Source organism: Marinomonas sp. G8-14, from assembly GCF_055808935.1.
This window is the reverse complement of the sequence record NZ_CM147891.1, coordinates 478,258-491,706: the sequence shown is the minus strand read 5'-3', so window position 1 is coordinate 491,706 and position 13,449 is coordinate 478,258. Positions and strand designations below refer to the sequence as shown.

The window sequence follows — 13,449 nt, the reverse complement described above, 5'->3', positions numbered from 1 at the left end:
CCAGCCATGACCATTACCAAAGGGTTAAAGATTCGTCATAAACTATTCGCTGTATTTGTTTTGAGTAATATTTTGCTTATTGTTTCTATGTGGCAAGTCTTTCAGTGGAGCTTTGACAGAGGATTTGTATCCTATGCAACAGAACGCGATCGTGACTTTTTAGAACAAATGGCAAACAGAACGGCTAACCTATACATCTATTACGATGACTGGTATTTTCTTGTTCAAGAAAGCCGTATGGAAAGCGAATGGCATCAAGCCAAACTGGACAACTTACGCGATCTAATCCCGCCGCCTAGCACACCGAATTTGGATTTGATTTATCCATCACAATATTATCGTCAGCGTTTCCTGCTCTATGATAGCCAACAAAAACCTATTATTGGTAAGGTACGTTTCACCGATGCTGAAACACATGCTGTAAAAGTAAATAAAAAAATAGTGGGGTATGTTGGACTGCGCTCCATTAGAGAGCTTGTGCAAGATCAAACGCTACGATTCGTGCGTCAACAAGGTGAAGCATTTTTACTCATCTCTGCATTTATGCTGGCTATTGCAGCCTTACTCACTTGGCCTTTGGCGCAATGGTTGAGTCGGCCCATCACGTCTATGCAACAAGCGACAAAAAAATTGGCCGCAGGAAAATTCGAAACTCGAATTGCAGTAAAAGGCTCAGATGAGCTGGCAAAGCTAAGTTGTGATTTTAACAACTTGGCCTGCACCCTTGAGCATACCCGCGAAGCCCGTAAGCGCTGGGTAGCCGACACAGCGCATGAACTAAGGACCCTGGTGGCAATTCTTCGTGGCGAAATAGAAGCCATGCAAGATGGCATCATTAAAGTCACACCGGAAAGTCTTGCATCATTGCAGCAAGAGACACTTCACATCGCGCGTCTAATTGATGACTTAAACCAGTTATCTATGCATGATATGGGGAATTTAAGCTACCAAATGGAAGACACGTCGTTAAATGAGATTATTGAACAAACCGTTCAATCTATGACGTTACCCTTCAATGAGGCTGGCCTAGAATTAGCATTTGAATATTCGCAAAAAAGCCCTATTGTTATGAATGCGGATTCTGATCGATTGCATCAGCTTTTTGCGAACTTAATGAATAATTCATTAAAATATACAAACGCACCAGGAAAGCTCACAATTAAGTTATCCAAAAAGAATAAAAAAGCCATTATTCTTTTTGAAGACACGGCCCCAGGTGTCGATGAAAACGATAAAGACAAAATTTTCGAACAATTTTTCCGTGTCGAAAATTCAAGGAACAGAGCAACAGGTGGTAGAGGTTTAGGCCTTGCTATTTGCTCTAATATTGTGGATGGGCATCAGGGCACGATCAGTGCTTATCACTCCCCTGCTGGTGGCTTAGGAATAAGAATAGAATTCCCTTTAAACTAGTCCCTTAAAATGAATAGGAACGAATAAGATTATGAGCAAAGTACTGATTATTGAAGATGAACCAAAACTAGCGGAATTAATGGCAGCCTATTTAGATCAAGCGGGTTACGAGCACCATCACCTTGATCGTGGAGACATCGCCGTTAATTACATCAAAAACAACCAAGTTGATATCATTTTGTTGGATTTGATGCTTCCAGGCTTGGACGGCGTAGAAATATGCAAACAAGTTCGTCAATTTAGCGGTGTTCCTATCATTATGGTGACTGCAAAAGCGGAAGAAATCGATCGTTTAATTGGCTTAGAAATGGGCGCTGACGATTATGTATGCAAACCTTTCAGTCCACGTGAAATCGTGGCGCGCGTTAAAGCCAACTTACGTCGCGTTGAATTGGATCAAGCTGAATCCCCTAGAACAGATGGCTTTGATCTAGATGTTGATCGTCTACGTGCGACCTACAAAGGTGATTTGATCGACTTAACGACCGTCGAATTCCAGCTACTTCAATTACTGATCAAAGAACCTGGTCGTGTATTTGGTCGAGACCTCATAATGAAGAGTATTTATGCCGACAGTCGTGTCGTCAGCGACCGCACTATTGATAGCCACATCAAAAAACTGCGTAAAAAAATCTCTGCAGTGGCACCTGAATTAAATGTTATTCATTCTGTTTACGGCGCAGGCTACCGCTTCGAAAATAACGATTGACATTTTTTGTAAGGAATAACGTTGAGCAACTTTTTAGACGTACTGGTATTTTCCTTCTCCATTACTATGCCAATATTCTTGATATTGGCATTAGGAGTTGTTCTTTACCGAGTAAGAATTATTAATGACAATTTCATTGATACTGCCTCTAAACTGGTGTTCAACGTCACCCTCCCTGCACTGCTTTTTATTAGCATATCGAAGACCGATTTAACCCGTGACACAGATTATTCTTTAGTGCTCTACGCGATGATTGCGGTCACCGTCACCTATATTGCACTCGAACTACTGCTGTCTATCTGGTTTCCAAATAAAGCCGAACGTGCTGTCTTAGTACAGGGGGCTTTTCGCTCTAACATGGGCATCATTGGCTTAGCATATTGTGTAAACGCTTATGGTAATGATGTGTTTGCTGTCGCATCAGTTTATCTAGGTGGTGTCACAATATTGTTTAATATCTTATCCGTGATTGGCTTAAGTCGTGCTTTGGGCGCCAATGCCAACCTAATTAGCATTCTAAAAGGAATCGCTAAAAACCCACTAATCATTGCAATCTCTGCGGCCTTTATTAGCTCTTTTACTGGCCTTTCTCTACCATCCACTCTATATAAAGCAGGCGATTATTTCGCACAAATGACACTACCATTAGCACTACTTTGTGCGGGCGCTTCTTTGAGTTTCAGTTCCTTAAAAAATGGTATGCTAGGAGCCATTGTCGCTTCCGTTGGTAAGCTTATCTTTATCCCTTTTACACTCACGTTTGGCGGTTATTTACTAGGTTATCGAGGCGTGGAACTTGGTGTACTTTTTTTAATGTCATCCGCCCCGACGGCGTCAGCCAGTTACATTATGGTTCGCGCGATGAAAGGGAACTCTGCACTGGCTGCAAACATCATTGTTATTACTACCATCGTATCCTTACTTACCACTAGTATCGGGGTGACTTTATTACGTAGTTTTAATCTCATCTGATTGACTAAGTGCGTTACAAAGCCATGGCTTTACTATTATTATGTGAAAAACAAAAACGATAATAAAAGCCTGCGAGATTTTTTTGATTTCACAATTCCGTAAACATCGTCTATTTTTCCTGTCAGCGGGTTGCACCATATTGACGGCATTATTTTTTGCTGTAAACAGTATAGCTTACCAAGCACTGATTATAGACAAACACTCAGAGGGACAAGATCAACTACTCAGCTATGTTATAGATTTGCGCAATGAATTAAAAAATTATCACATACTGCCTTATGCATTAGCAGACAACCCTACCCTGCTGAACTTTATGAACAATCCAGACGACAACAAGCTAACACAGCTATTGCAGCGTCAACTGGAAGATTTGACCCACGTATCTAAGACCCAAGATTGGTTTATTCTCTCGGCTCAAGGCGACCTGCTTGTTTCAAGTGAACAGTCCCCCAACTTTGAGTTAGACGACTATTTCAGCAAACAAAACCTAAGCAATGTACTAAAAGAACAACAAGGTGAATACATGCTGGTCTCTGGCTACAATCCTATGCAGTCCAAATCTGCCCACCTTGTACTGGCACCTGTTTATACTTCTACAGGATTAGCGGGGGCTGTCGCCGTTCGAATTAATGTCAGCAACTTAATAGAACGCTGGAATCTTTTAGAAGATCTTGTGGTGATGACAGATCAAAACAGCCTGCTGTTTTTAGCCAGTAAATTAAACGGCCTATTAGTCAGTAACTGGTTAGACAACCACACAGACATTGAATTTCTAAACAATACTCGTTCTAAAATCTACCACCTTAAAGACGAAAACTATTTGTTACAAAATGTCACTCTAGACGACCTTAAATGGCAAATTCACTATCTGTCTAATTTGAAAGGCATTCAAAAAAAAGCACAAAATATTGCCTTTATCAGCTTGGGGATATTTGCCTTACTGTTTCTCTTCTGGCTATACCGTCGTGAACGTGCCTTAAAAATTGCCTCGAAACGAGAAAACGAAATACTGATAGCGAACAGTGCCCAGCAACAGCGTGTGCTCATAGAAAACACGCATGTAGGATTGCTACGACTGACTAAATACGGTGAAATTTCCTTTGTTAATCCAATGGGAATACGCTATTTCGGCCAAAGAGCACAACTTAACACACATTATCTCTATGAGTTTTTGCCAGACTGTCCAGAAAATCAAACCGCATTGTCTTTTATAAAATCATTACAAACACAGACATTAGACAATGCTCAAACACGTAATTTACTTGAACAAGAAGTCGTCTTACAAAAAGACAATGGCCAAGTTTTCCCTGCCCTTTTATCAGTGTCTTCTTTAAAGTGGAGCGGTTCACAAGGCTATCTAGTCACACTACTCGACATCAGCAAACGTAAAAAAGCAGAGCTAAATTTATTGGAAGCGAATACCCGCTTAGAAGAACGAGTATTGGAAAGAACCAAAGCCCTAGAGGCCGCACAAAAAGAACTGTTAAGAACCGAAAAGCTAGCTGCCATCGGACAGATGTCGACAGCCATTGCCCATGAACTCAATCAACCCCTTACGGGAATTAGGACATTGGCTTACACCGCCGAGCTTTTATTAAAACGCCAAGATGCAGAACAAGCGCTAAAAACACTCATCGACTTAGAGTCCTTGGTAGTAAGAATGCAAAAGCTTACCAGTGAATTAAAAGTGCTTGCCTACCGCAGACCAGAACAACTGACTTCAACGTCCATAAAACTCGCTGTACACAAAGCAATAGAAAGCCTTGGCGAGGAAGCACAAGACATAGAGTGGCAAATAACACTCAGTGATTTGGACAAAGTGATGGCCGAACCCACTCGACTCGAAAGAATCTTTTCAAACCTGATTAGCAACTCAATACAAGCCTGTACTGAGCATAAAATCATTCCTAAAATTCACATCGCTATTCATGAGCAAAACGACACAATAACCATTTGCTATCAAGATAATGGACCAGGCATCGAAAAAAGCAAATTGACTCATATTTTCGAGCCTTTTTTCACCACTAAACCTATTGGCAAAGGCTTAGGCCTTGGGCTTGCTATCAGCGCAAATTTAGCAAAAGATATGAACGGGACACTAACCGCGAACCATAACGGAGACTCGCAGTTGGTCTTCCTCTTAACACTGTTAAAGGCCTAATATGGAAAACCATAACACTGACCAACAGATTGAAATCTGGTTACTTGACGATGACGACATCGTTCGCTCAACCACAGCACAATGGCTGCGTTTATCCGATTATGTCGTAAAAGAATTCCACCACGCGCAAGAGGCTCATCAACAAGTTCAGTATCGGCTTACCCTGCATCATTGTCAGTGACATCCGCATGGCCCCTATTGATGGCTTAACACTCATGACGGACTGTCTGACAAAAGAGCCAGAAATCCCTTTTATCCTGATAACAGGCCATGGTGATGTAGATACAGCCGTTAATGCACTGCGGGATGGGGCTTTTGACTTCCTCGAAAAACCGTTTGATCCCAATCGACTGCTTAAAACTGTCGAAAAAGCCATTCAGCTCAGAAAAGTTCAACGCCAACATGCCAATCAATCTCAGTACCTAGGGGATTTGCACGGCCTAGAGGAAACCATCATAGGACAAAATGAACAAATCATTAGAGTAAGACAGCAGATTCGAACCTTTGCCAGTATGGACACTCACGTGATTGTGTATGGTAAAACCGGCTGTGGTAAAGAACTGGTTGCAAAAGCACTGCATGATTGCAGCCCGAGAAGCAACCACCCCTTTGTCGCCATTAACTGCGCAGCCATTCCAGCAGATTTATTTGAAAGTGAACTGTTTGGACACGAAGCTGGCGCTTTTACCAGCGCCAACAAACAACGTATCGGCAAACTTGAGCACGCCAGCGGTGGCACCTTATTTCTGGATGAAATTGAAAGCATGCCTCTCGCCATGCAAATAAAATTATTGCGCGTTCTACAAGAGAATCAATTGGAGCGAATTGGCAGCAATAACACCATTCACATTGATTTACGTGTCGTAGCAGCCGCAAAAAACGACTTACAGACTTTGGCGGATTTTCGACAGGACTTATTTTTTCGCTTAAACGTCTCTCAAATACATTTGCCCGATTTACGCCACCGTGGATCTGATATCCCACTGCTATTCGAACATTTTTGCCGTATAGCGGTCAAAGAGCGTGGCAAGGACTTTAAGCAACTTAGCCCAATAGACCACGAGACACTCACCCTTTATGGCTGGCCTGGTAATGTCCGCGAATTAAGAAACGTCGCACTCCGTTATGCACTAGAACCAAATACCAGCGTGGCAAAAATATTAGCCGGCTATCAAGCACAAGACGACATCGACACCATCACCCCACTACCACTTAGTGTAAAAGTTCAAGAATTCGAACGTAGCCTAATTGAAGCAAGTATACGACAGCAAAAAGGCAATATTCAGTTAGTCTTAGAGCAACTTCAACTGCCGCGCCGTACTTTAAACCAAAAGATGCAGAAGTATGGTCTTAACAGAGCAGACTATTTAGACTAACCCTCGCCGTCGCCACACTCATTTAAAATCTTTTCACCAAAAGATATCAGAGAAAGATATCAAAAAAGTGATTCTCATATAAAATATTTAATGAGAATCACTTGCATTGAAAATAAAAAAGACCTTTAATGATAACCATTATCAGATTAGAGGCGACATACGATGCAAATAAGCATGCGCGATGTGTATGACAATACCGGAAGAATCAAAGAGGCAGTCGCACCATGGCTATCCGGTCATAAGCAACTGCTTACTCTTCTCCCCAATTTACACTGGTTAAACCAACATTTAAGTAGCAATACAAATCTATCTATACAGGAAGAAGCACAATCAGGTTTGTATTTTTCTTTTTTAGGGAACGGCCCAATCAAGTCAGCACATGATATACATTCCGTGCAGATTGCTTATCAGCCAAGAAATATTAGCGGTCATTTTTTTGTTGCAAAAGATGAACAGTACAGCCTTTTGCAAGCTCGTATCAGCCCTGCACACTTAGCGGCTATCTTGGGAGAAACAGAAGATCAAATCATTCAGCATTTTGTGACTATGCGAGATAAACTTGGTAACGACAATGCAGTTATTCAATTACCCGTAACTGAAAAAACACTGAATGCTCTTGCCCCTATTCTCGCTCACAAGGGGCATTCAATAAGTCTTGCAGGGCATCTATACTCACTCATATTCACGCTTATTGAACAGTTACAAATACTCAGTCATCTATCGCAATGCGAAGACTGCCAAAGAAAACTGTTTCATGTGCAAAATCTCATAGAAACACCGCAACACGACGCTCTGAATATTCAACACCTAGCCCAACAAGTTGGACTCAATACAGAAGCCTTGGCAATTGGTTTCAACCTCATCGTTGGACAATCTATCGAGAGCTATTGCACTCGTAGTCGTATTAAGTCTGCCGCCGCTAAACTCAGACAAGACCCTGCGGCAAAACCCTATATTGTTGCTCAAAGCGGTTTTTCCGAAGACCAATTTGAAGCGGCATTTATTCAACACTTTGGTGTCAGTAGTCACCAATACGGACAAATCCATTAGTAATAGGAAAACCATGGCGAATTCATCCATAGCCCTTATTTACGGCACAGACACAAACAACACCGAAGAAGTTGGCCATAAAATAGCCAAACAATGGGAAGAGCTTGGTGAACAAGTTGATTTATTTAACATTAAGGACATAGAGCTGAGCCAGCTTGAACAATATTCTATGCTTATTCTGGGTATACCGACTTGGGACTTCGGTGGCATTCAGTCCGATTGGGAAGATATTGGAGACGACCTAGCCAGTTTGACGTTAGACGATACCGTTATTGCATTGTATGGCTTAGGTGATCAGTTTGGTTACGGTGACTATTTTGTCGACGCCATGGGATGGTTATACGAAAAATTACTACCAACGGGTGCAACCTTTATTGGCCAGTGGTCAACAGAAGGCTATGAGTTTGAGGCTTCCAGAGCTTGTGTTCATAACAAAGAGCATTTCATTGGGTTAGCAATCGATGAAGATCAACAATTTGAACTTACTGATCAACGCATTGAACAGTGGGTTATTCAACTTTACGCAGAAAGAGCAGTAGAAGCCGCATAAATTATCACCTGACTGGCCATTGAACTTAAGTAAACGACTCAAATTTGGTTCCCACACATTCGCTGCCCCGAATGCCCAAATTTAGCTTATTTTCAATGCGATAATTATGAGACTTGCTCTATATTGCGTGAGGAACGTGGCTACCTCTCCTTTCTCTCCTGCTTGGAGGTAGCCACGTATTTCTTTTCCTAACCACAATTCGTTATGATGCTATCACTTTGATTGATCTAGCATTGGCGCCTATGAACCTACAACTTACCGATATTGTGATTATTCTAATTCTTGCAGCCTGTATCTATGCATGGTGGCGAAATACATCCATTCGAGAACAAGCACTGATTAGCGCAAAAAAACACTGCGAATCATTAAACCTACAGCTGCTTGATGACAGTGTAGCAGGAGCAGAATGGCGACCAATTTGGTCACAAGGTCAGATTAAAGTAAGAAGGAGCTATAAATTTGAATTCAGTTCCAGTGGTATAGCGCGCTACCAAGGAAAGGTGACCTACCTAGGAAATCATCAGTTAAACATTTGGCTAAGCCCACATGATTTTTAAAAAAAGAAAAAATTCGAGGGAGAAAAATACGCCATTTCTACCTTTCTTAACAAAGCCTAACTTGCAGATCTATCAATTCATTGCAATGATATAGATAAGTGCCATATTTTTGTGTCATTTAATTGCAAATAAGGCCATAGTAGAAATAGAATGCTTACGTAAATATTTGTAACGTTTTAGATAGGCTAGGCCGTAAAAATAAATGCGTACTAACTGATGTCCGAATGCCTATCAGTTCAATCTATAATAAAAAATGCAGGATATAATATGTTGGCAAATCTTAGTTTTCGTACCAAGTTACTCTCTTTGCTCATCGCAGCTATTCTTGGATTCGTTGTTGTAACTGCTGTTGCTTTACAAGGATTGAATGTCCAAGAAACTTCATCTGCAAAATTTGAGCGCCTCACAAAAGTAGATAAAGACCTATCGTCTCTCATCATCACCTTAATGGATGAATATGAGACTTTATCCAGTATCGATAACAGTACCTATGCCAGTTTTCTTGAGCAATTGAACGCTAACAACGAAAAATTCATGGCAACACTAAGTGAAGACACTGAACTCCTTAAAGAAGATCCTGAAGCACAAAAAAACTTAAGCAACATCACTGAGTCTTTAACTAACTATAATGCCGCTTTAAAGCTATTGGTTAACCAAAGACAAAAAGTTGGCTTTAACGGTTCTTCTGGTCTAAAAGGAGAAATTTCTCAGTTAGGCGAAAAAGTCACCGAAGAAATTTCTTTTCTTAGTCTAGTAAAGCAAGAGTTTTTGCCTGTACGTGAAGCAGAAAAGAATTTCATTTTTGAACCCATTCCAGATAATAAAGCGGCCTTTATGGATCGCTACGACAAATTTTATAAGCGCGTTACAAATTTCGGTTTAGAAGAGCGCTTTGGTCAAGTTATTAATCAGTACTTCTCTGCTGTCGAAAACTTCGATAAAGAAAACCAGCAGCTTAGAAACTTACAATCACAGTTTGCTGCAAGCAAAGAGAACTTTAACCAGACCCGCTTGGCCGCTGTTGATTACATGCAAAATGCGGTAGTAGAAGCTCGTCAACAAGCGTCAGCTAGCTCTCAACAAGCCAGCATTAGTTTAATTATTGTGAGTATTGTAGTTGCCATCATTGCCGCACTTATGATGATGGGGATAGGCAGCAGCGTTAACAAAACACTTAACCAAATCATTAAAGACCTTGGCAAAGTAAAAAGTGGTGATTTAACCGCTCGCTTACATGTAAACAACAAGCGCAACGATGAATTCGATTCGCTATGTAGCTCAGTAAACGAAATGACCAATGGCCTTGGCTCTGTGATTGGCGAAGTGGTGAGCACAACCCAGGGCGTAAACGACATGGTTTCAGAGCTTAACATCTCTGTTAGCAACATTGCACAAAGTAACCGCTCTGTCAGTGAACAAACCAATTCGCTAGCGGCTGCTACAGAAGAAATCTCCACCACGATTTCGAGTATTTCTAGCACAACGGAAGACTTAAGCAGCCAATCTCAGCACACATATGAATCTGCTAAAGTGGGCGCTGAAACAATCAAAGGGGCGCTATCTAACCTTTCCAGTACAATCAGCGTAGTGAACAAAACCAGTGAGCAATTGAATGAACTGGGTCAACTGTCGAAAGACATTGATAACGTCATCGCCATGATTAATGACCTAGCAAACCAGACCAACCTTCTTGCGCTGAACGCAGCTATTGAGGCAGCACGAGCAGGTGAAGCAGGTCGTGGCTTCTCTGTGGTCGCCGATGAAGTCCGCTCTCTTGCAGAAAAAACGGTTGATGCAACAGCAAAAATTACGGATATCGTCAGCACGATTCAATCATCAACGCAAACGGCTATTGAAACCATGCACAGTGGTCAAGAAAGCTTGCATTCGATTGAGGAGTTTAGCGAAAAAGCCGAATTGGCTATCCGCGAAATTGAGCGAAACGCTCAAACAAGCTCAGCGTCTTCTATTGATATGGCGCGCTCTATTCAAGAAGTGGCCAAAACAGCCGTTCACATGAGTGAAGAAATGGACAAAATTGCCCAACAACTTCAACGTGATAATAGCTATATCAATAGCATCGAAGGCAACACTCGAGACATTCACAACCAAGTAAGCAGTTTAGATAAGAAAACCAGCGTGTTTACGACTCGCTAATTTAATGAGCAAACCATAAAAAAACCGGCACATATAGCCGGTTTTTTTTCATTAAGCGTTTGTTTCATTATGAACGCTTAGCGCAGAAACGCTGATCTTTTATAGATCAGCGAATTCTTTTTCCCAGCGCTTAGCTTCTTTTTTAGAAGGCCCACCTAATACATTGACTGCCGTACGCATACGCGCACGAGAAATGTCAGAGCCTAAAATCGCCATAGAATCAAACACAGACACCGACGCTGTGGTACCAGAAATCGCCACAAACAAAGGCGCAAAAAAGTCTTTCGGTTTGATATCCATCGCTTGCGCTAACGCTTTCATCTCATTAAATATGTTGTCTTTTTCCCATTTACTTAACGCTTCCAAACGCCATAAAGCAAATTGCATGGCCTTACGAAGCGTATCTTCCTCCATCTTTATGGAAGCAAAATCTTCTTTGGTTATAGGCAACAAACCTTTTAAGAAAAAGCCTGCCACATCCGCCACATCAGAAAACGTTTCCACGCGCGGTATTACCAAGGGTAGAATCTTCATCAAGTATTGGGGATTAAGTGCCCACTCAACGTATTTCTGTGCAAAACTTTCTGGGGTTAAATTCTCACGAATCCACATACCATTTAACCAGCTAAGTTTTTCAACATCAAAAACGGGTCCGCCCAAAGAAACACGCTGAATATCAAAATGCTCAACCATTTCATCTAATGTGAACTTTTCACGCTCGTCTGGCATGGACCAGCCCATACGACCAAGATAATTGATCACCGCTTCCGCCATATATCCCATGCGCTGATAATATAAGATACTGGTTGGGTTTTTACGTTTTGATAACTTAGATTTGTCTGGATTACGCAACAAAGGCATATGACATAACGTTGGCATGTCCCAACCAAAATATTGGTACAGCAAAATATGTTTAGGCGCCGAGTTAATCCATTCTTCACCACGAATAACATGGGTGATTTTCATCAGGTGATCATCTACCACGTTAGCCAAATGGTACGTAGGCATACCATCCGCTTTTAGTAGCACCTGCATATCCACTTGCGCCCAATCAATTTCGATTTCGCCGCGAAGCATATCTTGTACAACACAAGTTCCCTCTTCAGGTACTTTCATGCGAATCACATAAGGCACACCTGCATCCAGTTTTGCTTGCACTTCTTCAGGCGTCAGTGCCAAAGCACGACCGTCGTATTTTTGCGGCAAGCCTTGCTCTTTTTGCTCAATGCGCATTTGATCCAATTCTTCTGTTGTCTCAAATGCATAAAAGGCATGCCCTTTATCAATCAATTCTTGAGCATATTGACCGTAAATATGGCCACGCTCACTCTGACGGTAAGGACCATATTGTCCACCGACATCTGGACCTTCTGCCCAATCAAGACCCAACCAACGCAACGCATCCAAAATCATTTTTTCAGATTCTGGTGTACTCCGTGTCTGATCAGTATCCTCAATTCGTAAAATAAACTTACCGCCCATTTTACGGGCAAAGGCCATATTAAACAGTGCAATATAAGCTGTCCCAACATGTGGGTCACCCGTTGGTGATGGCGCAATACGTGTTCTTACCTCTGACATAAAACTCTCATTTATCCGTTGCCTGAAATGCCGTTATTATAAGCCTCTCGCCACTCATGGGTAAGAGGCTCAAGTCAACTTTTGTGTTTAGATGTTTGATATTCACCCAACTTTACGTGGGTTATATCGAAGTTGTGAAAGGCGCACCCCAATATCAACATCGGTTTTTAAAGCAACCAGAGAGCGCGATTGCAGACATTGCTCGTAACCACCCGCGAGCAATGACTGAATCCGCTCAGAAAATGATGATACATTGGCGTAAATTTCTTCTATTGTCGGGAAAGCATCGATTATGGTTAATGCCGTTTTAGGACCGATTCCTTTCACACCGGGAATACGATTTGTGGTATCACCTACCAATGCCCAGTAATCCACTAATTGATGAGGCTCAACGCCATATTTTCCTGGCACCCAAATTTTGTCATAACCTAACTTAGCAAAATAATCGTACTGCAGAATGCGTTCATCACCCAACAATTGAGTAAAGCCTTTATCTGTAGATACGATGTAGGACTTTATATTATGACTCGAAGCTTTGACGGCCAAAGTAGCAATTAAATCATCGGCTTCCCAGCCGTCAATTCTCAGACAGGGCAAGTGGTTAAAGCGAAAGACACGAGCAAAATCAGGCAAAGACTCTAATAGATTATCATCCATGGGAACACGACCTAATTTATATTCGGGGTACATTTGATGGCGCCAAGTTTTACCATGTGAATCAAACACAACCACAGCATAAGAGGGAGAGAACTGATGAGTTAATTTCGCCAACGCTTCAACCGCAATGCTTTGAGTACGCTCAACCCTTCGCACAGAGTCTTGTTCCGACTCCAAGGCTGCATAGAGCCGTCGAATCAAATTCAAACCGTCAATTATGAGTAATTTTTTCTCCACTCTAAGCCCTTATTTTTACTACATTGCAT

12 protein-coding genes are annotated in these 13,449 nt (G+C 41.7%); 10 read left to right on the top strand and 2 right to left on the bottom strand.

The features are described 5' to 3' along the window. The first annotated feature begins 6 nt into the window (after positions 1–6). The 10 genes from AC0L6V_RS02425 (at position 7) to AC0L6V_RS02380 (ending at position 10,945) form a co-directional block, all read left to right on the top strand. The gene (locus tag AC0L6V_RS02425) at positions 7–1,413 is read left to right on the top strand and encodes an ATP-binding protein (protein ID WP_418138740.1); all 1,407 of its coding nucleotides are present in this window, start codon (positions 7–9) and stop codon (positions 1,411–1,413) included. A 31-nt stretch (positions 1,414–1,444) separates the two neighbouring features. Next, positions 1,445–2,122 carry a response regulator gene (locus AC0L6V_RS02420; protein WP_111606598.1) on the top strand — a complete coding sequence of 226 codons (678 nt, stop codon included), beginning with the start codon at positions 1,445–1,447 and terminating at the stop codon, positions 2,120–2,122. A gap of 21 nt (positions 2,123–2,143) precedes the next feature. Continuing rightward, complete coding sequence (locus AC0L6V_RS02415; RefSeq protein WP_265217212.1) at positions 2,144–3,094, top strand: AEC family transporter; 951 nt, start codon at positions 2,144–2,146, stop codon at positions 3,092–3,094. Between the two features lie 82 nt (positions 3,095–3,176). Continuing rightward, positions 3,177–5,255, top strand: a complete 2,079-nt coding sequence (locus AC0L6V_RS02410) for a PAS domain-containing sensor histidine kinase (RefSeq protein WP_265217211.1) — start codon at positions 3,177–3,179, stop codon at positions 5,253–5,255. A 1-nt stretch (position 5,256) separates the two neighbouring features. Beyond that, positions 5,257–5,436 carry a response regulator gene (locus AC0L6V_RS02405; RefSeq protein WP_265217210.1) on the top strand — a complete coding sequence of 60 codons (180 nt, stop codon included), beginning with the start codon at positions 5,257–5,259 and terminating at the stop codon, positions 5,434–5,436. A gap of 7 nt (positions 5,437–5,443) precedes the next feature. Further along, on the top strand, positions 5,444–6,631 hold the full coding sequence (locus AC0L6V_RS02400) for a sigma-54-dependent transcriptional regulator (protein WP_418138739.1): 1,188 nt from the start codon (positions 5,444–5,446) through the stop codon (positions 6,629–6,631). A gap of 162 nt (positions 6,632–6,793) precedes the next feature. Then, a complete protein-coding gene (locus AC0L6V_RS02395) occupies positions 6,794–7,681 on the top strand; it encodes a helix-turn-helix domain-containing protein (RefSeq protein ID WP_265217206.1) in 888 nt (295 codons plus the stop codon). A gap of 13 nt (positions 7,682–7,694) precedes the next feature. Beyond that, on the top strand, positions 7,695–8,231 hold the full coding sequence (locus AC0L6V_RS02390) for a flavodoxin (protein WP_265217205.1): 537 nt from the start codon (positions 7,695–7,697) through the stop codon (positions 8,229–8,231). Between the two features lie 242 nt (positions 8,232–8,473). Then, a complete protein-coding gene (locus tag AC0L6V_RS02385) occupies positions 8,474–8,788 on the top strand; it encodes a DUF3301 domain-containing protein (protein ID WP_265217202.1) in 315 nt (104 codons plus the stop codon). Positions 8,789–9,055: 267 nt separating this feature from the next. Then, positions 9,056–10,945, top strand: a complete 1,890-nt coding sequence (locus AC0L6V_RS02380; RefSeq protein WP_409419305.1) for a methyl-accepting chemotaxis protein — start codon at positions 9,056–9,058, stop codon at positions 10,943–10,945. Between the two features lie 99 nt (positions 10,946–11,044). Here the strand turns inward: AC0L6V_RS02380 and gltX are convergent, their stop codons facing one another. Beyond that, positions 11,045–12,526 (bottom strand): glutamate--tRNA ligase, encoded by a 1,482-nt coding sequence (gene gltX, locus AC0L6V_RS02375; RefSeq protein WP_265217200.1) that lies wholly within the window; start codon positions 12,524–12,526, stop codon positions 11,045–11,047. Positions 12,527–12,628: 102 nt separating this feature from the next. After that, positions 12,629–13,420, bottom strand: coding sequence for a flap endonuclease Xni (gene xni, locus AC0L6V_RS02370; protein WP_265217199.1), 792 nt, complete (start codon positions 13,418–13,420; stop codon positions 12,629–12,631). Between the last annotated feature and the right edge of the window lie 29 nt (positions 13,421–13,449).